General features: G+C 71.2%; 18 protein-coding genes and 1 pseudogene. 11 read left to right on the top strand and 8 right to left on the bottom strand.

Features of this window, described 5'->3' with window-relative positions; translation table 11 throughout:
* The 6 genes and pseudogenes from VFA06_RS06105 to VFA06_RS06080 form a co-directional block, all read left to right on the top strand.
* Positions 1-300: pseudogene (locus tag VFA06_RS06105) on the top strand (4-hydroxyphenylpyruvate dioxygenase); the annotation flags it as partial.
* 66 nt (positions 301-366) lie between these two features.
* A complete protein-coding gene (locus tag VFA06_RS06100) occupies positions 367-1,563 on the top strand; it encodes a homogentisate 1,2-dioxygenase (protein WP_324839428.1) in 1,197 nt (398 codons plus the stop codon).
* Complete coding sequence (locus VFA06_RS06095) at positions 1,560-2,546, top strand: hypothetical protein (RefSeq protein ID WP_324839427.1); 987 nt, start codon at positions 1,560-1,562, stop codon at positions 2,544-2,546. The genes VFA06_RS06100 and VFA06_RS06095 overlap by 4 nt, the downstream gene beginning before the upstream one ends.
* A 13-nt stretch (positions 2,547-2,559) precedes the next feature.
* Positions 2,560-3,819 carry a fumarylacetoacetase gene (fahA, locus tag VFA06_RS06090; RefSeq protein ID WP_324839426.1) on the top strand — a complete coding sequence of 420 codons (1,260 nt, stop codon included), beginning with the start codon at positions 2,560-2,562 and terminating at the stop codon, positions 3,817-3,819.
* Between the two features lie 343 nt (positions 3,820-4,162).
* Positions 4,163-7,465 carry a GH92 family glycosyl hydrolase gene (locus tag VFA06_RS06085; RefSeq protein WP_324839425.1) on the top strand — a complete coding sequence of 1,101 codons (3,303 nt, stop codon included), beginning with the start codon at positions 4,163-4,165 and terminating at the stop codon, positions 7,463-7,465.
* Between the two features lie 280 nt (positions 7,466-7,745).
* A complete protein-coding gene (locus VFA06_RS06080; RefSeq protein WP_324839424.1) occupies positions 7,746-8,000 on the top strand; it encodes a hypothetical protein in 255 nt (84 codons plus the stop codon).
* Positions 8,001-8,040: 40 nt separating this feature from the next.
* Here the strand turns inward: VFA06_RS06080 and VFA06_RS06075 are convergent, their stop codons facing one another.
* The gene (locus VFA06_RS06075) at positions 8,041-9,084 is read right to left on the bottom strand and encodes a LacI family DNA-binding transcriptional regulator (RefSeq protein WP_349260071.1); all 1,044 of its coding nucleotides are present in this window, start codon (positions 9,082-9,084) and stop codon (positions 8,041-8,043) included.
* Positions 9,085-9,431: 347 nt separating this feature from the next.
* On the opposite strand from VFA06_RS06075, the gene VFA06_RS06070 reads away from it, so the two are divergent.
* The 3 genes from VFA06_RS06070 to VFA06_RS06060 are packed head-to-tail and all read left to right on the top strand — an operon-like array spanning position 9,432 to position 12,470.
* On the top strand, positions 9,432-10,037 hold the full coding sequence (locus VFA06_RS06070) for a hypothetical protein (RefSeq protein WP_324839422.1): 606 nt from the start codon (positions 9,432-9,434) through the stop codon (positions 10,035-10,037).
* Entirely contained in the window at positions 10,027-11,577 is a 1,551-nt protein-coding gene (locus tag VFA06_RS06065; protein WP_324839421.1) for an AMP-binding protein, read from the top strand. Before VFA06_RS06070 ends, VFA06_RS06065 begins: the two co-directional genes overlap by 11 nt.
* Complete coding sequence (locus VFA06_RS06060; protein WP_324839420.1) at positions 11,574-12,470, top strand: hypothetical protein; 897 nt, start codon at positions 11,574-11,576, stop codon at positions 12,468-12,470. Before VFA06_RS06065 ends, VFA06_RS06060 begins: the two co-directional genes overlap by 4 nt.
* On the opposite strand, the gene VFA06_RS06055 is transcribed toward VFA06_RS06060, so the two are convergent.
* Positions 12,443-13,510, bottom strand: a complete 1,068-nt coding sequence (locus VFA06_RS06055) for a helix-turn-helix transcriptional regulator (RefSeq protein ID WP_324839419.1) — start codon at positions 13,508-13,510, stop codon at positions 12,443-12,445. The genes VFA06_RS06060 and VFA06_RS06055 overlap by 28 nt on opposite strands.
* 149 nt (positions 13,511-13,659) lie before the next feature.
* Between VFA06_RS06055 and VFA06_RS06050 the strand changes: the two genes are divergently transcribed.
* Entirely contained in the window at positions 13,660-15,237 is a 1,578-nt protein-coding gene (locus tag VFA06_RS06050) for a helix-turn-helix domain-containing protein (RefSeq protein ID WP_324839418.1), read from the top strand.
* On the opposite strand, the gene VFA06_RS06045 is transcribed toward VFA06_RS06050, so the two are convergent.
* Complete coding sequence (locus tag VFA06_RS06045) at positions 15,188-15,856, bottom strand: DUF1707 domain-containing protein (RefSeq protein WP_324839417.1); 669 nt, start codon at positions 15,854-15,856, stop codon at positions 15,188-15,190. The two genes, VFA06_RS06050 and VFA06_RS06045, sit on opposite strands and share 50 nt — an antisense overlap.
* A 151-nt stretch (positions 15,857-16,007) precedes the next feature.
* Between VFA06_RS06045 and VFA06_RS06040 the strand changes: the two genes are divergently transcribed.
* Positions 16,008-16,862, top strand: coding sequence for an SAM-dependent methyltransferase (locus tag VFA06_RS06040; protein WP_324839416.1), 855 nt, complete (start codon positions 16,008-16,010; stop codon positions 16,860-16,862).
* 84 nt (positions 16,863-16,946) lie between these two features.
* Here the strand turns inward: VFA06_RS06040 and VFA06_RS06035 are convergent, their stop codons facing one another.
* From VFA06_RS06035 to VFA06_RS06015, 5 genes are all read right to left on the bottom strand, one after another.
* The gene (locus VFA06_RS06035; protein WP_324839415.1) at positions 16,947-17,657 is read right to left on the bottom strand and encodes a GntR family transcriptional regulator; all 711 of its coding nucleotides are present in this window, start codon (positions 17,655-17,657) and stop codon (positions 16,947-16,949) included.
* Between the two features lie 55 nt (positions 17,658-17,712).
* Positions 17,713-18,729: a proline racemase family protein gene (locus tag VFA06_RS06030; protein ID WP_324839414.1), complete on the bottom strand. Its 1,017-nt coding sequence runs from the start codon at positions 18,727-18,729 to the stop codon at positions 17,713-17,715.
* Between the two features lie 45 nt (positions 18,730-18,774).
* The gene (locus VFA06_RS06025) at positions 18,775-19,674 is read right to left on the bottom strand and encodes a dihydrodipicolinate synthase family protein (protein ID WP_324839412.1); all 900 of its coding nucleotides are present in this window, start codon (positions 19,672-19,674) and stop codon (positions 18,775-18,777) included.
* Entirely contained in the window at positions 19,667-21,178 is a 1,512-nt protein-coding gene (locus VFA06_RS06020) for an NAD(P)/FAD-dependent oxidoreductase (RefSeq protein WP_324839411.1), read from the bottom strand. Before VFA06_RS06020 ends, VFA06_RS06025 begins: the two co-directional genes overlap by 8 nt.
* On the bottom strand, positions 21,175-21,355 hold a 181-nt coding region (locus tag VFA06_RS06015), incomplete at its 5' end, for a (2Fe-2S)-binding protein (RefSeq protein WP_324839410.1). The genes VFA06_RS06015 and VFA06_RS06020, both read right to left, overlap by 4 nt.

The following is a 21,355-nucleotide window of genomic DNA, read 5'->3' as shown; positions in this document are numbered from 1 at the left end:
CGGGCGATGCGCGCCAACGACGTCTCCTTCCTGAAGGTCCCGTCCACCTACTATGATGCGCTGCCGGAGCGGGTGGGGGACATCGACGAGGACATGAAGGAATTGGCGGAGCTGGGCATCCTGGTGGACCGCGACGACGAGGGCTACATGCTGCAGATCTTCACCAAGCCCGTCGCCGATCGGCCAACCTTGTTCTTCGAGATCATCCAGCGGCGCGGCTCGCGCAGCTTCGGCAAGGGCAACTTCAAGGCCCTGTTCGAGGCCATCGAGCGCGAGCAGGCCCGGCGCGGGAACCTCTGAGGCGCGGGAAGACCGGGTCACGCTGACACCGCATCACTGATACACGCGGAGCCTAAGGAGGCTGCGATGGCGTACTACCGCTCCGTCGGCGACGTACCGCCCAAGCGGCACACGCAGCACCGGCGCGAGGACGGCGGCCTGTACTACGAGGAGCTGATGGGGGAGGAGGGCTTCTTCTCCGACTCCTCCCTGCTCTACCACCGCTACATCCCCTCGGCGATCGTCGACGCGTCGCCGTGGGAACTGCCCGACCAGACCCTTACCGCGAACCATCCGCTCAAGCCCCGGCACCTCAAGCTGCACGCGCTCTCCGAGGGGCAGGAGTGGAAGAGCACTGACGTCGTCACCGGGCGGCGGCTAGTGCTAGGCAACGCGGACGTGCGCATCTCGTACGCCGTGGCGGGGGAGACCTCGCCGTTGTACCGCAACGCGATCGGCGACGAGTGCGTGTACATCGAGTCCGGCTCGGGCGTCGTCGAGACCGTATTCGGGGCGCTGCCGGTGCGGCAGGGCGACTACGTGATCCTGCCGCGCGCCACAACGCACCGCTGGGTGCCCGAGGAGGGCGAACCGCTGCGCGCGTATGTGATCGAGGCGAACAGCCACATCACTCCCGCGCGGCGATACCTTTCGAAGTTCGGGCAGTTGCTGGAGCACTCGCCGTACTGCGAGCGCGATCTGCACGGGCCGCGGGAAACCCTGGCCGCCGACGGCGAAGACGTACCCGTCTTCGTCAAGCACCGCACGCCCCAGGGCATCAAGGGCACGCGCTATGTGTACCCGCACCACCCGTTCGACGTGGTCGGCTGGGACGGATGTCTGTACCCGTACACATTCAACGTCGCGGACTTCGAGCCGATCACCGGCCGGGTCCACCAGCCGCCGCCCGTGCACCAGGTCTTTGAGGGCACGAACTTCGTCATCTGCAACTTCGTGCCGCGCAAGGTGGACTACCACCCGTTGTCCATCCCGGTGCCGTACTACCACTCGAACGTGGACTCCGACGAGGTCATGTTCTACTGCGGCGGGAACTACGAGGCGCGCAAGGGCTCAGGCATCGGCCAGGGCTCGATCTCGCTGCATCCCGGTGGCCACGCGCACGGCCCGCAGCCCGGCGCGTACGAGCGCAGCATCGGCGTGGAGTTCTTCGACGAGCTGGCAGTGATGGTCGACACCTTCAAGCCGCTGGAGCTGGGCGAGGGCGGCCTCGCGAGCGAGGACGAGGGGTACGCCTGGACCTGGTCGGGCCGGGGTCCGCAGTGACCAGACCGACGCAGGACACCGACGCGCAGGCCCCGGGGCCGACCAGCGACCAACCGGTCGCGGCGCTGTGGCTGCAACACCTGCACGGCCAGGCGCCCGGCATTCCGCCGCTCTTCGCAGGGCTCTGTGACGACGCGGCGATGTTCCCTCCGGGGAACGCCCCGGCCGTCGAAGCGGTGTCCGCGCATCGGGGGCACCGCACCGCCTGGTACCGCGATCTGGTGGGGCCGTTCCTCGCGGGCGCCAAGCACCTGCCCGCAGTGATCGACGAAGTGCGCGCGCTGCACGCCGCCGGCCCGCTCGGCATGGACGGACCGCCGGATCCGATCTCAGTGGTCGTGGTCGTCCCCGAAGGATCGGCCGCGCTGCGCGACGCGCTGCGGGTCGCGACGGGCGAACCAGGGCTCGAACTCGTCGGCGTCGAACTGGCCAGTCGAAGTGAGGGCACTTCGGCCGAGGCAGCCCGGGCCGCGGCCGAGGCGCTGGCCGGGGAGTTGCCGGAGCAGGTCGCCGGCGTGATCGAGGTGCGACGCGGTTACGGGCTCGGCGAGGCCCTCGATGCGGTCGCCGACAGCCCGTTCCGCGCCAAACTGCGAACCGGCGGCACCGTGGCTGAGGCGTTCCCCACCGAGGAGGAGCTAGCAGGCTTCATCGTCGGGTGCGTCGTACGCGGCCTGCCGTTTAAGTGCACCGCGGGACTGCACGGAGCCGTTCGGCACACCGACCCGGCCACCGGGTTCGAACACCACGGCTTCCTCAACATCCTGATGGCGACGCACACGGCTTGTCAGGGCGGCGACGTGGCCGAGGTCGCCGCCGTGCTCGCCGAGCGATCGGCGCCGCGCTTGGCTGAAGCTCTGCGCGGCCTCGACCGTGACGCCGTCATCCGTGCGCGCGCCGCGTTCACCGGATACGGCACGTGCAGCATTGCCGAGCCGCTGGCCGACCTGGTCGCGCTCGACCTGATCCTTCCCCGCAGCTGAGACGGGAACGCGGATGAGCCCTGAGAGTGTGAGCCCGGGAACCGTGAATGCTGGGACCTGGGTCGACGGCGTGCCCGACGACTCGCCGTTCGGCGTGCACAACCTGCCTTACGGCGTCTTCACCACGGCGACGCGGCCCGAGCAGCGGCGCATCGGCGTCCGGATCGGCGACTACGTGCTCGACGTCGGAGCCGTCGCGCGGGCCATCGGCGCGCCCTCGGCCCTGCTCGACGCGCCTTCGCTCAATCCGCTGATGGCGGCCGGACGGCCCGTCTGGCTCTCGGCGCGCGCCGCGGTCTGCGCCTGGCTCACCGACCCGGCACACCGCGCCGCCGCCGAACGCCACCTCGTCCCGCTCGCCGAGGCCACGCTGCACCTGCCATTCGAACCGGCCGACTACGTGGACTTCTACGCCTCCGAGCACCACGCCACCAACCTCGGCCGCATGTTCCGCCCGGGCTCGCCGCCGCTGACCCCGAACTGGAAACACCTGCCGATCGGCTACCACGGCCGCTCCGGCACGCTCGTCGTCTCCGGCACGCCGGTCACCCGCCCGACCGGACAGAGCAAGGCTCCTGACGCGCCCGCGCCGAGCTACGGCCCGTCCCGCCGGCTCGACATCGAGGCGGAGGTCGGATTCGTCGTGGGCACCCCGTCGCGGCTCGGCCGGCCGGTCGCGCTGTCCGCGTTCCGCGAGCACGTCTTCGGCGTCTGCCTCGTCAACGACTGGTCCGCCCGAGACTTGCAGGCCTGGGAGTACGTGCCGCTGGGGCCGTTCCTGGGCAAGTCCTTCGCGACGTCCCTCTCGCCGTGGATCGTGCCGCTCGACGCCCTGGAGCACGCACGGGTCCGCCCCCCGGTGCGCGACGTCGAACCACTCCCGCACCTCGACGACCGCGAGGCCGAGCCGTGGGGACTCGACATCGCGCTCGAAGTCCGCCTCAACGGGCAACTGCTCACCCGCCCGCCGTTCATCGGCATGTACTGGACCGCCGCGCAGCAGCTGGCCCACATGACGTCGAACGGAGCCAGCCTGCGCACCGGCGACGTCTTCGCCTCGGGCACCGTCAGCGGGCCCGAACACGCGACGGTCGGCTCACTGATCGAATACACCTGGAACGGCGAGAACCCGGTCAAGCTCGCCGACGGCAGCAGCCGCGTCTTCCTCGAGGACGGCGACGAGGTCACGATCAGCGCCACCGCGCCCGGCCCGGACGGCGCCCGCATCGGCTTCGGAGAAGTCACCGGCCGGGTCCTGCCCGCGGTCGGCTAGCGTGCTGTGATCTCGACATCGTTGTCGGGATGCCGGAAGGCGAAGTAGGCAGGCTGCGACCATCCGAAGATCGTCAGCTGTCTGGCAGTGTTTTCGCAGCCTGCGGCGATGCGCCGAGGATTGGTATCGACCAATGGCTTCCGCGGCGGCCGGGTGATCTGACGTTCCGTCAGATTCGGGATCGATCATTTTCGCCGCGCGGCTGTTGACTCAGCCGCGCGGAGGCGAAAAGATTCCCGTCGTCTGACAACGTTGTCATCCGACCGAGGAACGCCATCCCCGCTCGTCCCGCCCCATGCGGAGCGAACGGCCGGGCGCTTCCGCAGGCCGGGGGAGGAACACGATGCTCGGTAGTAGTCAGCACCCACCAACCCACTTCCGCATACGCCTGACCAGGGCGTTGTCCACTCTCGCCGGGGCCGCGCTGATCAGCGGCGCGCTCTCGGCCGCGCCCGCCCTCGCCACGAGCTCGGCCACGGCCGCCCCCTCCGGCAAGAGCGCCTCGAACGGCCACACGGCCACCTGCACCAGTACTCCGCACGGCATCTCCACCTGCGCCGGCAAGAAGCTCACCGCCAAGCTGCCCGCGGGGAGCACCGACACCTCGTTGGTCACCGCCGCCACGACGACCCCGGCCCAGCAGGTCGACACCCGCACCTGGACCACCAACGGCGGCAACACCTTCCCCGGCGCGATCGTGCCGTTCGGCGAGGTGCAGTGGAGCCCGGACACCATGCCGGACCGCAACGCCGGCGGCGGCTATGCCTACGGCGACTCCGCGCTGACCGGCTACAGCCTCACCCACGTCAGCGGACCCGGCTGCGGCGCGGCCGGCGACGTGCCGATCCTGCCGCTCACCGGCGCGCTGCCCAGCGGCGACCCGAACAACGCGTCCACCTCGTTCACCAACACCGGCGAGGTCGCGCAGGCCGGCTACTACTCCGCCGAGAGCAACCTGCCCAAGACCATCACCTCCGAGTTCACGGCCACCCCGCACAGCTCGATGGGCCGCTTCACCTTCCCGGCCACCACCCAGGCCGACTTCCTGGTGAAGCTGATGGACGCTCAGAACACCGTCACCTCGACCACCGCCCAGATCGTCGGCACCAACGAGGTCGTCGGCTCCGAGACCAGCGGCGGGTTCTGCGGCGACTCGGCCGCGTACACGGTCTACTTCGACCTCGTCTTCGACCACTCCTTCACCGCCTCGCAGGTGATCACCAACTCCGGACAGAAGAGCCCGGCCGCGGTGTTCCTCACCTTCGACACCACCGCCTCCCAGGTCGTGCAGGCCAAGGTCGGCATCTCCTACGTCAGCACCGCGAACGCGAAGCTGAACTGGCAGAAGGAGAACAGCGGCTGGAGCTTCAACACGGTCAAGAGCGCCGCGCAGAAGTCCTGGAACACGCTGCTGGGCCGGATCGCGGTCTCGGGCGGCGCGGCGGACAAGACCCAGCAGTTCTACAGCAACCTCTACAAGGTCTTCGTCCAGCCGAACATCACCAGCGACGTCAACGGCCAGTACCTCGGCTCGGACAACGCGGTGCACACGGTCGCCAAGCCGCAGACCGACCAGTACGGCATGTTCTCCGGCTGGGACACCTACCACGGCACCTCGCAGCTGCAGGCCATGCTCGACCCGAGCGCGGCCAGCGACCAGGCGCAGTCGCTGGTGAACTACTACAACCAGAACGGCATCCTGCAGCAGTGGGGATACCTGAACCTGGACAACTACGTCATGAACGGCGACCCGTCGGACGCGATCATCGCCGACTACTACGCGTTCGGCGGCAAGAACTTCGCCACCGGCGCCGCCCTGACGGACATGGTCAAGCAGGCCACCACGGTCAACCACGTGCGGCCTGAGGAAGCGGCCGAGCAGCAGTACGGGTACATACCCGAGGACGGCTCGTACGGGTGCTGCAACCCGCACGGCTTCGTCTCCTCGCTGCTCGAGTACGACAACGCCGACTTCGCCCTGGCCCAGTACGCTGCCGCGCTCGGCGACAGCGCCGACGCGAGCGCGCTGCAGAACCGCGCGAACAACTGGGTCAACGTGTTCGACACCTCGACCGGTCTGCTCACCCCGAGGCTGAAGAGCGGCGCGTTCGTCAGTGGCGTCACCCCGACGACCACCGCGCACTACGTCGAGGGCGACGCGTACGAGTACCTGTGGGATGTGCCCAACGACTACGCGGGCCTGTTCTCCCTGCTCGGCGGCAACACCAAGGTCGCCAATGACCTGGAGACCTACCTCTCGCAGCCGAACGCCCAGGGCATGTACGCCTTCCTGGCCAACGAGTTCGACCTCGGCGAGCAGAACGCGCCGGACTACGCGGGCGACCCGGCCGGCACGCAGCAGGCGGTCAACAACATCCGCAACAGCGTGTACAACCCCGGACCCGCCGGCCTGAACAACAACGACGACCTGGGGGCCATGAGCGCCCAGTACGTCTGGGAGATGCTCGGTATGTACCCGGAGAACCCGGGCTCTGACAACCTCGTGTTCGCCAGCCCCGGCTTCCCCAGCGCCACGATCACCCTGCCGACCGGCAAGAAGATCAGCATCACCGCGCCGGGCGCCTCGCCGACCGAGTTCTATGTCAAGTCGCTGAAGCTCAACGGCCAGTCGTACAGCAAGCTGTACACGACCTTCTCCACCCTGAGCAAGGGCGCGACGCTGGCGTGGACGTTGTCGAAGACCCCGACGACGTGGGGTACCGCCGCGGCGGACGCCCCGCCGTCCTACGGCCCGGTGTTCGGTTCGACCGGCTCGGTCAGCCCGTCCTCCACGGTGCTGCAGCCCGGCCAGTCCACCTCCGCGACGCTGTCGGTCACCTCGACTGACGGCACCGCGCAGACGGTGAACTGGACGGCCAAGCCGGCCGCGGGCGTCACGGTCACACCGTCCAGCGGCACGCTGACGGTCGCGGCGAACGGCACCGCGAGCGCCACGGTCACGGTCACGGCGGGCACGACGGACGGGGTGTACCCGGTCCAGTTCAGCCTGACCAGCACGGTGGGCACCATCCTGCCGACGCAGATGTCGGTGACGGTAGACACGCCGGGTGACCTGGCGCCGTTCTACGACGTCACAGGGATCAGCGACGACAGCAACGGCGCGGCCGCCAACTACGACGGCGACGGGTTCAGCTACTCGGAGCAGGCGCTGACCGCCGCGGGCCTGGCGCCCGGGGCGAGCGTGACCTCCAGCGGCCTGACGTACACGTGGCCGAACATCCCGGCGGGCCAGCCGGACTCGCTGCAGGCGGCGGGTCAGACCATCGCCCTGAAGGCCTCCGCGGGCGCGACCCAGATCGGGTTCCTCGGCAGCGCCACCAACGCGCCGAGCAACGGAACGTCGGGCACGGTCACGGTGACGTACACCGACGGCACCACCTCGACCGCGACGCTCGGGTTCAGCGACTGGACCCTCGGCGCGGGCAGTGAGTCGCCGGCGTTCAGCAACCAGATCGTGGCGACGACGCCGTACCGCAACGCGGGAGGCGGCGCTCCGCAACAGGTCACCACCTACGTCTTCTCGCAGACCATCCCGGTGGACAGCTCGAAGACGGTGGCCAGCATCACCCTGCCCGCGACGGTCAACCAGGGCGCGATCGGCATCTTCTCGATCGCGGTCGGCTGACCGGGCGCACGGCGCACGGCGAACCCGGACGGCGTGAGCCGATCGGGCAGCCGCGAGGCCGGGAACCGGTGCCGCATCACCGGTGGACCGGTGACCGGCGAGGTGAGCGCGCCCCGCACGGCGTCAGCGCACTGAGTCGGTAGGAGCGGGGCCGCTGCGAGATCCGCAGCGGCCCCGCTTCGCCGTGTTCCACAGGGCTCAGGCGATCCGGTTCGGGCGATCCGGTTCGGCGGTCCGGTTCGGGCGGTCCACGCAGCCAGGGCCGCGCTATGCTCGCGCGATGGGCTCCACCGCGCAAGACGGGCGCGAACCGGCCGCGCATGCCGAGGCGTGGACGGTGCGGCACTTCTCGCTCGCCAATCCCGCCGGACCCGAGCGGGCCGACATCCCGGCGTTCCTGCGCAGGCTCGCGGACGAGGTGCAGCGGCGCGGACCGGTCCAGATCCAGGACATCGTCTTCCACCTGGAGATCGACGAAGACGGCGTCGAATACCCGACGGCCACCGTCTACTTCCACGAAGCGTCTCGCGGGTAGCAGATAGCCCTCGCCGCACGGGTCCGGCCGTGCCCGATTGCTACGCGTTGTCCGGCGGAGGCGGCAGCTCGCCGGAGCCGCGCGGCACCAGGACCGTCGGCAGCACGATCCGGCGCGGCGGGGAGGTGTCCCCTTCCAGCCGGGCGAACAGCAGTTGCGCGCTGGTGCGGCCCAGGCCGGCCGGGTCCTGGGCCACCACGGTGATCGCCGGGGTGAGCAGGTCCGCCAGCTCGAAGTCGTCGAAGCCGACCAGCGCGAGCCCGGGCGTGCCTCCGGGCGTGGGCACGCCGGTGACCTGCTGCGCCCGCTGCCGCTCCCCGAGCTCGCGCAGGACCGCCACCGTCAGCCGGTTGTTTCCCGTGAACAGGGCGGTAATCGGGTGCTCCCGGCGCGGATCGAGCAGGTGGTCCAGTGCGTCGCCGACCCGCGCCTGGTCGGAGGGGCCGAGCGCGATCCACGACTCGTCTACCGGTGCCCCGGCGTCCGCCATCGCCCTGCGGTAACCGCTTAGCCGTTCGGTGGAGGTGTAGATGCGCGAGGAGTCTCCGATGTACCCGATCCTGCGATGCCCGTGGGCGAGCAGGTGCGCCACACCCTTGCGCGCGCCCTCCGCATTGTCGACCAGCACCGTGTCCGCCGCGAGGCCGACCGGCGGCCGGTCCGCGAAGACCAGGGCGAGGCCGGCGTCGATCTCGGGCAGCAGATAGGTGTGGTCCTCGGCGGCCGGGACCATGATCAGGCCGTCGACGCGGCGCGAGCACAGCGCGAGCGCCAGTTCCGACTCGCGGCGCGGATCGTCCTCGGAGGAGGCGGTGAACACCAGCGAGCCGTGCGCCCTGGCCACCTCCTCGACCGCCCCGTTGAGCAGCGAGTAGAACGGGTCGGCCACGTCCTCCATGACCAGGCCGATGCCGGCGGTGCGCCCGGTGCGCAGCTGCCGCGCGCTGTCGTTGCGGCGGAACCCGAGCTCGTCGATGGCTTGCTGCACCAGCGCCGCGGTGCCCGGCAGCACCCCGGGCTCGCCGTTGACCACCCGGGAGACGGTCTTGAGGCCGACCCCGGCGCGCGCGGCGACGTCCTTCATGGTCGGCCGCGGCGCGTGCACCGGGGAGCCGTCGGCCGCGCGCCGGCCCCGCCCCGGGCCGCTGGCCGGCGACGGCGAACTCGCGCCGGGATGCATCGCGGCCCCTTCCGTGAATGGACCCGGCCGGCCGCCGCCTCGGGCCGGGCGGCGCGGTCGGGTGCGTACTTTTCAAGTGTATGGACTCGGCACGTGCTCGGGTGGTGCTCAGCGCGGCGTTTTGTGTGTTCGTGGCGGTTTCCGGCGTTGGATCCACCGTAACTTTCAGCGGCCGCCGGGGGCGCAAGCTGCCGCCGAGCTGCCGGTCGCAACTGCCGCCTGGCGCGCCCGCGGCGCGCTTTGCTCTGTTCATGTGGGGTTCGATGGTCGTACTGATCCCGAGGACCGGCGTCACCCGCGAGGCGACCGCCGCGCTGGCCCGCGCGCTCGGCGGGGTCCGGCTCGTGGTGGTCGAGCGATCGCTGAGCACTGAGACGCACTGGCGCCACGCGGCGCTGGATCAGCGTTCTGCGGCGGCGCAGGCCGAGGCGATCGCGCGGCAGTTGGAGGCTGCGCTGCCCGCGGACGAGATCGTCCTCGTGGGGCAGGCTGACGGGGCGCAGGTGGCGATCGAGCTCGCTCGCCGTCTCGAGGGGAGCGGCGAGCGGGATCGCGGGCCCGAGACGGTGCGGATCAGCGCGGTCGTGGTGGCGGCTGCGTCGCCGTCACGCGCCGACGAGCAGCCGGAAGCGGAGCCGATCGCGACGCCGCTGCACGTCTGGGCCGGCCTGGCGGACCCGCTCGCGCCCGCCGGACCCGGCCTGCTCGGCTGGCGCGTTTGGACGGACGCGGCGACGACCTTTCGCGCCTTCGCCGGGGCCGACGACTTCCTGCTGATCGACGTGCACGAGGTCGCCCGCAGGCTGCGGCGGCTGCTGCCGGCCCGAGACGCATCGGAGGTGCTCGATGTCAGCTGACGCGAACGAGGTGCCGACGCTGCTCACGTGGTTCGAGCGGTCGGCGCGCCGGACGCCGGAAGCCACGGCGGTTGAACTGCGCGAGGACGCGTACAGCTACCGGCAGCTGGATCAGTACTCGCACTGGCTCGCCGAACGCATCCTCGTCGCCCGCGGCTCGCGCCCGGAGCGGATCGGTCTGCTGGCGTCGCGCAGCCTGCTCTCCTTCGTCGGCTACCTCGCGGCGCTTCGGCTCGGCGCGACCGTGGTGCCGCTCAGTCCGGCCCACCCGGAACTGCGCAACAAGGCGTTGTGCTCGCTCGCGCGCGTCGACCTGGTCGTCGCGGACGACACCGCGGTGCTGCACTGGGAACGCGGGCGCGACGACGACTGGTTGTCGCTGCTGGCGCTAAGCGATGCCGCCGTGTGCACGCGCCCCGCGCTCGGCGGGCCGCCGATGCCACGCCCGGAGTCGGCGACGCGCCCGGCCGCCGCCGGACCCGATGAGGTGGCGTGCATCCTGTACGCCTCGGGCGCCAACGGACGCCCGAGAGGCATTCCGATCCGGCACCGTCACATCGCACGGCAGGTCGCCGACTTCATCGGGCGCTTCGAGGTCGGAGTGGACGCACGCGTCTCGCACACCTTCGACCTGAGCAGCGACGCAGCTCTCTACGAGCTCTTCGTCACCTGGGGAGCAGGCGCCACGCTCGTGGTCCCGCAGCGCTCGGAGCTGCTGGTCCCAGCAGACCACCTCGTCACGGGCGGGATCTCGCACCTCTTCGCCGGCCCGGCGCTGATCTCGGCTTGTGCGGCGCTCGACAAACTCCCGCTCGGGATGGTCAAGGGGCTGCGTTACAGCATTTTCCTCGGCGATCGGCTGACATATCGCCAGGCGGAGCTCTGGCGTGCGGTCGCTCCGGGCACGGTGATCGAGAACGTATACGGACCCACGGAGCTGATGGCCGCGTGCGCCGCGTACCGACTGCCCGCCGACCGCGATCAGTGGCCTGACACTCCGGAGGGCACGGCTCCGATCGGCCGGTTCAGCGACGATGTCGATCACCTGATCCTGGGGGAGGACGGGCGTGAGGCGGCGGAGGGGGAGCTGTGCTTGCGCGCCCCGTGGCACCTCGACGGCTACCTCAACCCGGCAGACGACCTGCGGCGCTTCGTGCGCCTCGGAACGCTCACCTACTTCCGCACCGGCGACCGCGTGCGGCGGGCAGGCGGCGAGCTGGTGCATCTCGGCCGGGTCGACGAGCAGCTGCGGCTGCGCGGCCAGCGCGTGGAACCCGGCGAGGTCGAGGCGCTGCTGCGGCGGCACGCCCTGGTGACGGACGCGGCGGTCATCGGCGTGCGCGGCAGGGGCGCAGAGCTCGAACTGGTCGCCTGCTACACCGGCGCGCCGTTCGACCAGGCCGCGATGAAGACCTGGCTGCGCAAGCGGATCCCGTCGTTCATGGTGCCGCGCCGGTTCGTGCTGCTCGACGCGATCCCGGTGAACGCGGACGGAAGGGTCGACCGCGCCGCGCTGCTGCGGGGATGCACGCACACATGAGCGTTCTGCCGTTCGGTCCGATGTCGCCAGCCACGGCCGACGACTCCGGCGGTGATCTCGCCCCGCGCGCGTTCACCATGACCTACTCGCCTGCCGCCGGTTGGCACAAGCCGCAACTCCTGCCGCCAGAGCAGTTCGCGCTGCATCCGGGCGCCGCGGGGCTGCACAACGACCAGATCGCGCGCGAGGGTCTGCGGGCGTATCGGCGGGTCGACGGCACCGTCGCGGCCTTCCGGCCTTGGGAGCACGCCCGGCGGTTCCGCACGTCCGCGCGCCGCTCATCGATGCCCGCGCTGCCTGACGACCTGTTCGTCTCAGCGGTCGAGGAGCTCGTCGAGGCGGAGGAGGGCTCCTTCGACGAGACGCCGGGCTCGAGCCTTTATCTGCGTTCTCTGCTGTTCGCCGCGGATCTGTCGCTGGGGCTGTTTCCCGCGCGGCATTACGGTTTCGTGCTGATGGCCCGCAACGATCACCCGGGTACGCAGGCTCACGCCCGGCAGCAGGCTTCGATCGACCGGCTGGACGGTGCGAACCTGTTCGTCGTGCGGCCCACGCAGCCGCGCGCCGAGGTGACGCTGCTGGAGCAGGAGGACGAGGCACTGCGTGGCGTGGCCACCGAATCCGTGCTCACCCTGGCATCGCGCCTCGGCTACATCGTCCGCCAGCAGCGGGTCACGCCCGATCAATGGCGGGCGGCGCACGCACACAGTGAGCTTGCCGGTTTCATCGAGACCTTCACGTGCAGCACGATCGAAGGCGTCGTCCCGATCGGGGAGGGCGAGATCGGTCCGGTGACCGGAGCGATCCGCCAGGCGCTGCGCGATATCCACTGCGGCCGCGAGCCCGGGCCGCGCGGCTGGATGTATCAGATCCCTTCGCCCGAGCCGTCGTGACCGGCTTCCAGCTCTTCGCGCGCGAGCATGTACCCGAGCTGCACCCGGTTGACCGCGCCAAGCGCCGCCCGGATCCGGGACAGATGCGTGTGGTAAGTACGTTCGCTGACGCCGATCCGCTTGGCGATCGCCGAGTCCGTCAGCCCCTCCTTGAGCAGCCGCTTGATCATCGCGTGGATTTCCGGCACCACCTCGCGCGAGGAGACCGCGGCGTGGCTGGGCGTGAAGGCGCTGGCCCGCTGCCAGTTGCGCTCGAAGACGTCCACGAGGAACCGCACCAGCGCCGGGTCGCTCACCGCCACGGCCGCGCTGCACTCCTCGTCGGCGGGCAGGATCGCCAGCCCGCGGTCCACGATGATCACCCACTCGAAGAACTCCTCCAGCGACCGCACCAGCCCGCCGTGGCTCGTCAGCTCCCGGACGTACTCCTTCGTCGGCTCGCTGAAGCGCCCCGAGTGCTGATAAAGGCTCCGCACCGTCACCCCGCGACCCAGCCCGTCCAGCGCCAACGGGAGCGCGGCGACCAGGAACTCCTCCGCCTTTCCGCCGCCCGGGTGCGCGGTGAGGATCTCCCGTGCGGCGGACCGGACCGCAAGCTCGCTGAAATCGCCGATCGCCTGCATGCCGTGCAGATACCGGATCGCCTCGTGCCGCACGCCGCTCGCCGCGACGTACTGCGCCGTCAGCCCACTGATATCGCGCTCCAGCGTCGCGGCGCGCAGCTCCAGCTCCCAGGCGCGCCGCCGCCAGTCGCTGGTCAGCTGCAGCTCGATCCGGCGCGGATCGACCGGCCGCAGCAGCTCGCCGTCCTCGGACAGCTCCAGCAGCCCGAGGTCCGCGAGCTGCTGCAGGCCGGGCAACTGTGAGGTCACCGGCACCGGACCGCCGCGCAGGATGAGCGCGTACGTCGCGCGGGCCTCATCAGGCAGGTCGCGCGACGGCGACGTGAATCCCCCGTCGGCGGACTCGATCGAGCCGGCCGGCTCCGGCGGGGGCGGCGGCTGCGGCAAGGGCAGCGGCCTTGGCGCGGGTGCGGTCATCGGACACCCCTCAGGTCTCTGCAATGCAGTGACCGGCTGCCTCCGCCCGTCTTGTGACGCCCCGACCCCAAGGCGATATTGAGGTCTCGGCAGGCCGCGGCGCCTCAACGCGCCGCAGGCTGCTGAGAAGGAAGGCGGGAGATCCGGTCATGCGAACCACGGTACCGGCAGCGCGGCCATCGGCCAGCGGCCGCTTAAGCGAGCCGGAAGGTGAGCGGGAGACGCTCCGCTTCGACGCGCTGCTTCAGCACTACCGCAGGCGGGCCGGGATGACACAGACTCAGCTGGCTGATTTCTCCACCGTCAGCGTGCGCGCGATCCGGGACCTGGAGGCCGGCCGGGCGCGGCGGCCCCGGCGCGACACCGTGCGGCTGCTGGCCGACGCCCTGCGGCTGAGCGACGAGCGCCGCTCGACGCTCGAAGCCGCGGCGGGCAGGGGCACGGCCGGGATCGCCGACGAGCCCGGCACGTCAGCCGCGGCGGCTCGGGCGGAAGCGGCGGCAACCGCGCTCGCCCCGCCGCTCGGCGCCGCGGGACCGCTGTTCGGCCGCGAGGAGGAGACCCGCACGCTCTACGAACTGCTGGCCGCGGGGCAGGATCGGCTGGTAGCGATCGTGGGCTTGAGCGGCGTGGGCAAGTCGCGTCTCATGCTGGCCGTCGCCCAGAGCCTGCACACTCGTCTTCGGATGCCAGTGCTCTGGCTCTCCACCGAACGGCAAGAAGCCGGCATCGCACACGCGATCCGGCGGGTACAGGTCACGCAGCCGTGGGTGCGCGAGCTGCTGGAGAATCCAGACGACGCCGTGGACGATCTCGCCGCGTTCATCGGCGACCGCCCGTTCCTGCTCGTGCTGGACGGTCAGCGGCCTAGAACCAGGCCTGGGCTAGCGCCCTGGCGACCGGCCGGCGCCGGCCCGCGCGCGACGGCGGCACGCGAAGCTCTGCTCTCGGCGGACGCGCAGCTCACGCTCCTGGCGCGGTGCCCCAAACTGCGCATCGTCAGCACCCTGCGTACGGCGGACGTCTCGGCGTCGTCCCTTCTCGGACAGCGGACGCTGCGGCTCTCACCGCTCCCGGTCTACGAGACCCTCGCCGCCTTCGGCGGCGGCGAAGGAGAAGCGGACGACGTGCTCGGCGCCGCAGCGCAGCTCGTGAACTGGCACATGCAGCAGTCCCGCCCGCACCGGCAGGCCACCCGGCGCGAGTCCGAAGCCATCAGAAGCTTGACTCGCTCGCTCGACGGCATCCCGCTCGCGCTGGAGTCCGCGGCGGCCTGGTCGCTCGTGCTCGCTCCGGCCCGCCTGGCCGCGATCGCCGCACGCGATCCCTTCGCGGTGACCGCGCCGCCCGCGGACCGCGCCCGTACGCGATCCGACCCGATACGCGCCGGACTCGTCGACGCGATCGCCGCGCTGACCCCGCAGGCGCGGCGCGTGCTGTCACTCGTGAGCCGATGGACTGCGCCGTGGACGCTGGACCAGGTCGTGACGCGCTCCGGTCACAGCCTCGGGGACGTCTCGCGCGCCGTGCACGCGCTGCTCGTGCATGACCTGATCCGCCCGGCGCCAGCAGAGTCCGACGACGCTCCCGAGGCGTTCACCGTGCTGCACCTTGTCAGGCATCTTGTTCGCAGGCCGGCTCAGCGGCCCGCGGACGCGTACCCTCGGCCGATCGGCCTCACGGCGCCCCCGGCGGCAGCGCCCGCGAGCGCGCTGACGCGGCCATGAGCTCAGCCCTGCGCCGGCGCCGCCACCACAGGATCCGGCCGGCCGCGCTGTCGCCCGGCCGCATGACCTTGACGGTGCTGTGATGCAGCGTGCCACTGACCACGATCGGCGGCCCGCTCCAGGAGGAAGCCTGCAGCACGCCCCGGTCCTTGGTGGCGCTGTGGTGCCGGCTGAGGTTGGCGAGTTCCACGTGCGCGTCCTCGGCGACCAGCAGCTTGACCGAGCTGTGCCGCGCGTCCACCTGAATGCGCACGCCGTTCGACGGCAGCGTGGGGGTGCGCAGGTCCAGCAGACAGGAGGAGTGCCGCAGCTCCAGCTCGATCTGCTCGGGAACGCGCCACACCCCGAGCCGCTCCACGCTGCTGTGCCTGGCCGCCTGCCGCATCGCGGGCGCCGGCTCGAGCGCGCTGGGCGTCCCCGCGGGTACCGGCAGGTCCGCGATGAGCACCGCGATGTCCTCGGCGGTGCGCGCGGCGAGCGCGGCCTCCACGCGGGTCTCGAGCTCGTCGAACGTGATCTGGCCCTCTCCGGCCGCCACCCGCAGCCGCTCCACCGCGGCGTCGCGCTCCCGGTGGCCGATGCGCTGCGCCGGGGTGTTCCCGGAGTTCCCCGTCGTCATGCGCGTGATCATAGGCGACATGTCGCGAGCGCGCGAGGGCGCCGCGGGCGGCTGTGGAGCCGCCATTCCGGTCGACTGTCGTCTCAGCCACGAAGCGGTCGGCTAGCATTCGGCGGGAAAACACCCGTGCAGCACGAGCGCGGAGGCGCGCATGTCCGACGACGAATCGCAGTCCACGCCCTGGCGTGCCACGGAACTGCTCACCGGCGGATGGGACGCGGTGCGCATCGACACCAGCGTGCCGCATACCGCTCGCATGTACGACTACTTCCTCGGCGGCAAGGACAACTACGAGGTCGATCGGGAGACCGCCGAACAGGCGCTCGCGATCTACCCGCAGATTCGCGCACTGGCACGGGAGAACCGGGCGTTCCTCGGCCGCGCGGTGCGGTTCCTCGCCGCCCACGGCGTCCGTCAGTTCCTGGACATCGGCACCGGCATACCCTCGCCCGGCAACACCGCCGACGTCGCCCACGCCGTCGCCCCGGACGCGCGCGTCGTATACGTGGACAACGACCCGATCGTGATGACCCACGCCAGCGCGCTGCTGGCCGACCGCGACCCGGCGCACACCAGCATCGTCTACGGCGACCTGCGCGACCCGCACGCGATCCTGGACAGCCCGCAGGTGCGTGGCGTGCTGGACTTCAGCCAGCCGATCGCCGTGATGCTGGTCGCGATCCTGCACTTCATCGACGACAGCGAGCGACCCGCCGAGATCGTTAGAACCCTGATGGACGCGGTGCCGCCCGGCAGCTACCTCGTGCTGTCCCACGGCACCGCGGCCGAGGACGAGCAGGCCAAGGAAGCGGCGGCGACCTACGACCGGGCCAACGCGCGGCTGACCCTGCGCAACCGGGCCCAGATCACGCAGTTCCTAAATGGCCTGGAACTGGTCGAACCAGGACTGGTCCCGATGCCCTGGTGGCAGCCGCAAAGCGAGGTGACCGTCGACCCGGAAGAGAACTGGGGGTTCGCCGCCGTCGCCTACAAGGCGCCGAAATAGCCGCGCATTAGGCCGGCCGGCCGGCCGCGCCGCGGAGCGATCCGGCAGCGGCGACGGCAGTAGCGGGCCGCGTTCGGGCGGCGGTCAGTCAGCGGAATCGGCGGAACCTGAATCGGCGGACGTGGCCCACAGGCCGCGCACGTGGCCGAGGTGCCGGGCCATCACCGCCGCGGCGGCCGCCTCGTCGCGGGCCAGCAGCGCGTCGAGCAGTTCCAGGTGCTCCTGCGCGGACGCCTCCAGCAGGCCGCGTTCGGCCAGCGCGGTCAGGCCGTAGAGGCGGGAGCGTTTGCGCAGGTCGCCGACGACCTCGACCAGGTGCCGGTTTCCGGCCAGGGCGAGCAGGCCGAGGTGGAAGCGCCGGTCCGCTTCGATGTAGCCGATCAGGTCCGCGGCCTTCGCGGCGTGCACGATGCTCTCGGCGTCGGGACGCAGCGCCTCCAGTTCGTCGAGGCCGGCCGTGCGGGCCAGCGCGGTCACGGTCGGCACCTCGATCAGGGCCCGGATGTGCGTGTACTCGTCGAGTTGCCGCTCGGTGACCGCGGTGACCCGGAACCCCTTGTTGGAGACCGTTTCCACCAGGCCTTCGCGCACCAGGTCGAGCATCGCCTCGCGCACCGGCGTGGCCGACACGCCGAAGCGCGCGGCGAGCGCGGGCGCCGAGTACAGCTCGCCGGGACGCAGCTGGCCGGCGACCAGCGCCGCGCGCAGCGCGTGCGCGACTTGGTCGCGGTAGTTGCGCCGATCGCCGAGCGAGGACAGCGACGGCAGGGCTTCGGCCGGGTCGGTGTTGTTCACGACGAGTGGTCCTAGCGCAGGGAGCGTCTTCCCGGGGGGCCCGGACGAGGCGGGCTTATACGAGAAATCCGGCGGGGAAGGGATCGGTGGGGTCGAGTAGATATTGTGCCGTACCGGTGATCCAGGCGCGGCCGGTCACCGTCGGCAGCACGGCGGGTACGAGCCCTGTTTCCGGGCTGCCGACCTCGGCGGTGCCGACGAGGCGGCCGGTGAAGGTGCTGCCGATGAAGGACTCGTTGACGAAGTCCTGGTGCAGCGCGAGCTCACCGCGCGCATGCAGCTGCGCCATCCGGGCCGCGGTGCCGGTGCCGCACGGGGAGCGGTCGAACCAGCCGGGGTGGATCGCCATAGCGTGCCGCGAGTGCGCGGCCGTGGATCCGGGCGCGAGCAGATGCACGTGATGGCAGCCGGTAATGGTCGGATCGGTCGGATGCACCGGAGGCTGCTCCTCGTTGATGGCGTGCATCAGCGCCAGGCCGGCGGCCAGGATCTCGTTCTTCGCGGCCCGGTCGAACGGCAGGCCGAACTGCTCGAGCGGCAGGATCGCGTAGAAGTTTCCGCCGTACGCGAGGTCGTAGGTGACCGTGCGGCCGTCCGGAAGCAGCGCTTTGCGATCCAGGCCGACCGCGAACGACGGCACCATGTGCAGCGTCACGGCCTCGGCGGCGCCGTCGCGCACGGCGACCTCGGCGGTGACCAGGCCGGCCGGAGTGTCCAGCCGGATCCTGGTGACCGGTTCGGTGACCGGCACCATTCCGGTCTCCACCAACACCGTCGCGACGCCGATCGTGCCGTGCCCGCACATCGGCAGGCAGCCGGAGACCTCGATGAACAGCACGCCGTACTCGGCGTCCGGGCGGGTCGGCGGCTGCAGGATCGCTCCGCTCATGGCCGCGTGCCCGCGCGGCTCGAACATCAGCAGGGTACGAAGATCGTCGAGATGCTGCATGAAGTGCGTGCGGCGCTCGGACATGGTCGCGCCTGGGATGACGCCTACGCCGCCGGTGATCACGCGCGTCGGCATGCCCTCGGTGTGCGAGTCGACCGCGTGCAGAACCAGTTTGCTGCGCATGGCCTCAGGACCCTTCTACTGTTGCTCGTTCCGCGCCCGCACCGGTCATCTCAGTCCCGCGGCCAAGGCCTTCTCGGTGGCGGCCCGCACCGCGGCTTCCTGCTCCGGCGCGAGCGGCACCCGAGGCGGCCGGCACGGGCCGCCGCGGCGGCCCGCCAGGTCCATCGAGAGCTTGATCGCCTGGACGAACTCGGTGCGCGAATCCCAGCGCAGCAGCGGATGCAGTTGCCGGTAAAGCGGCAGCGCGCCGGCCAGATCGCCGCCGGCCGCGGCGCGGAAGAGCTCGACGGTCGAGTGCGGCAGGGCATTGGGATACCCGGCGACCCAGCCCTTGGCCCCGGCGATCGCCAGCTCGAGCAGCACGTCGTCGGCGCCGATCAGCAGGTCGAGCTCCGGCGCCAGCTCGGCGATCTGATACGCGCGGCGGACATCGCCGCTGAACTCCTTGACCGCGCGGATGCTGCCGTCGGCGTGCAGCGCGGCGAGCAGTTCGGGGGTCAGGTCGACCTTGGTGTCGTGCGGGTTGTTGTACGCGATGATCGGCAGCCCGGCCTCGGCGACGGCCGCGTAGTGCGCTCGCACGGCGCGCTCATCGGCGCGATAGGCGTTCGGCGGAAGGAGCATCACGGCCTGCGCGCCTACTTCGGCGGCCTGCTCAGTCCAGCGGCGTGCCTCGATGCTGCCGTAAGCCGCGACGCCCGGGATGACCCGCGCGCCGCCGACGGCTGCGATCGCGACCTCCACGACGCGTGCCCGCTCCTCGGCGGTGAGCGTCTGATACTCGCCGAGCGAGCCGTTCGGCACGACGGCGTCGCAGCCTTCTTCGATGAGCCAGGCGCAGTGCGCGGCGTAGGCGTCGTAGTCGACGCTCAGGTCCTCACGCAGCGGCAGCGCGGTCGCCACGAGCACGCCGTGCCACGGCCGGCGGGTGCCAAAGTCACTCATTGTTGCTCTCCTCCTCGTGCCCTGCCGGGCCCGGTCCCGGCTGATCCAGCCCCGCCAGCACACCGAGCGGAACCGGTCGGGCGAACGGTCGTTGCGCGGTCACGGACGCGGCGGCCTTCGGCCTGCCACCGCAGTGTTCTGCGACGAGTCCGGAGACTGCCGGTCCGCACACGCGGCCCTGGCACCAGCCCATTCCCGCGCGAGTCAGCAGCTTGACGGTCCGCAGGTCGGTCGCGCCGTACTCCTCGAGCGCGCCGCGGATCGCCCCTGCCTCCACCTCTTCGCAGCGGCAGACGACAGTGTCCGCGGCGACCCGCTCGGTCCACGCGGCCGGTGGCGAATAGACCGCGTCGACGGCTGCGAAGAACGCGCCGAGCCGACGGCGCTTCTGCTCGGCGTGCGTCCACGCCGGGGAGCGCGCGTGGTCCTCGTCCTGCCAAGCGCGCTGCGGCCCCTGCGACCAGGCGGCGATCGACCGTCCGGCGATCTCACCCTCGACCAGCGCGAGCGCCGCGCCGCCGATCCCGGTCGTCTCACCGGCCGCCCACAACCCGGGCACGCTCGTGCGCTGTTCCGAGTCCACCCAGACCGCAGGGACGGAATCGCCCTCGGTGCGTGCGCCGAGCGTCAGCGCGAGATCCAGGTGCGGAAGCAGGCCGTGGCCGATCGCGAGGCTGTCACAGGTAATCCGCGTCTCAGAGCCCGGACGTACTCGGCCGGCGGCATCGAGCGCCGCGACCGTGACCGCTTCGACCCGTTCTTCGCCGTGGGCGGCGATGACCGCGTGGCCGTACTTGACCGCGATGCGATGCGCGGCCAGGCGCGCGCCGTAACCGGCGGCCTCGGCGAGCTTGTCCGGATGCGCGGCCAGCGTCGGCACGAGCCGGGCGAGGGCTCGGCGGCTGGTGGATTCGATCAGAGCCTTGACCTGGGCGCCGGCGTCGGCGAGCCCGGCGGCCACTGGAAGCAGCAGCGGACCGGTGCCCGCGACCACGACCTCCCGGCCCGGCAGCACGACCGAGCCTTTCAACATCGCCTGCGCGCCCCCGGCGGTCACCACGCCGGGCAGCGTCCAGCCGGGAAACGGCAGCACCCGCTCGTAGGCTCCCGTCGCGAGCAGGAGCGCGTCGGCATCCACGGCGACCGAGCGTCGCTGCTCGGGGCCGACTAGCGCGTGTAGTCGGTATCCCGCGGCGACTCGCTCGGCGATCCACACGTGATGATCGGCCAGAAGACGGATTCGGCCAGCTGCGACATGCCGATCGAAGCGTGACTTGAGCCCGCGCCAGGTGCGCCAGCTGTGATGCAGCCGCCGCGGTGCGCGGGCACGCAACCGCGCGGCTGGTTGCCGGTAGAACTGGCCGCCGGCGGAGGAACCGGCATCGATCACCGTCGCGGTCACCCCGGCGTCCGCGGCAGCCACTGCCGCAGCCAGGCCGGCCGGACCGGCGCCGACGACCGCGAGCCGCAGAGCCTTGTCGGACTTCGCGGCAGCGCCGCTCATACGCCACCGCCGTCGTGGCCGACGCCTACCTGCGTGGTGACCACGTCGCCCGGCTTCGCCGGGACCAGGCACGCGCGCTGATTCGGCCGGCCGTTCACCGTCGCCAGGCAGTCGAAGCAGACCCCGATGCCGCAGAACACGCCGCGCGGCTCACCTTCGGTGCGTGTCCGCCGCCAC

It is taken from the genome of Actinocrinis sp. (assembly GCF_035653575.1).
Classification (GTDB): Bacteria; Actinomycetota; Actinomycetes; order Streptomycetales; family Catenulisporaceae; genus Actinocrinis.
Note: the sequence above shows the minus strand (reverse complement) of the source record. Positions and strands in the feature narration are given on the sequence as shown.

Coding starts and splice junctions, on each gene's coding strand:
- VFA06_RS06100 (WP_324839428.1), top strand. CDS start 367: ATGGCGTACTACCGCTCCGTCGGCGACGTACCGCCCAAGCGGCACACG.
- fahA (WP_324839426.1), top strand. CDS start 2,560: ATGAGCCCTGAGAGTGTGAGCCCGGGAACCGTGAATGCTGGGACCTGG.
- VFA06_RS06085 (WP_324839425.1), top strand. CDS start 4,163: ATGCTCGGTAGTAGTCAGCACCCACCAACCCACTTCCGCATACGCCTG.
- VFA06_RS06080 (WP_324839424.1), top strand. CDS start 7,746: ATGGGCTCCACCGCGCAAGACGGGCGCGAACCGGCCGCGCATGCCGAG.
- VFA06_RS06075 (WP_349260071.1), bottom strand. CDS start 9,084: ATGAAGGACGTCGCCGCGCGCGCCGGGGTCGGCCTCAAGACCGTCTCC.
- VFA06_RS06070 (WP_324839422.1), top strand. CDS start 9,432: ATGTGGGGTTCGATGGTCGTACTGATCCCGAGGACCGGCGTCACCCGC.
- VFA06_RS06065 (WP_324839421.1), top strand. CDS start 10,027: ATGTCAGCTGACGCGAACGAGGTGCCGACGCTGCTCACGTGGTTCGAG.
- VFA06_RS06060 (WP_324839420.1), top strand. CDS start 11,574: ATGAGCGTTCTGCCGTTCGGTCCGATGTCGCCAGCCACGGCCGACGAC.
- VFA06_RS06055 (WP_324839419.1), bottom strand. CDS start 13,510: ATGACCGCACCCGCGCCAAGGCCGCTGCCCTTGCCGCAGCCGCCGCCC.
- VFA06_RS06050 (WP_324839418.1), top strand. CDS start 13,660: ATGCGAACCACGGTACCGGCAGCGCGGCCATCGGCCAGCGGCCGCTTA.
- VFA06_RS06045 (WP_324839417.1), bottom strand. CDS start 15,856: ATGACGACGGGGAACTCCGGGAACACCCCGGCGCAGCGCATCGGCCAC.
- VFA06_RS06040 (WP_324839416.1), top strand. CDS start 16,008: ATGTCCGACGACGAATCGCAGTCCACGCCCTGGCGTGCCACGGAACTG.
- VFA06_RS06030 (WP_324839414.1), bottom strand. CDS start 18,729: ATGCGCAGCAAACTGGTTCTGCACGCGGTCGACTCGCACACCGAGGGC.
- VFA06_RS06025 (WP_324839412.1), bottom strand. CDS start 19,674: ATGAGTGACTTTGGCACCCGCCGGCCGTGGCACGGCGTGCTCGTGGCG.
- VFA06_RS06020 (WP_324839411.1), bottom strand. CDS start 21,178: ATGAGCGGCGCTGCCGCGAAGTCCGACAAGGCTCTGCGGCTCGCGGTC.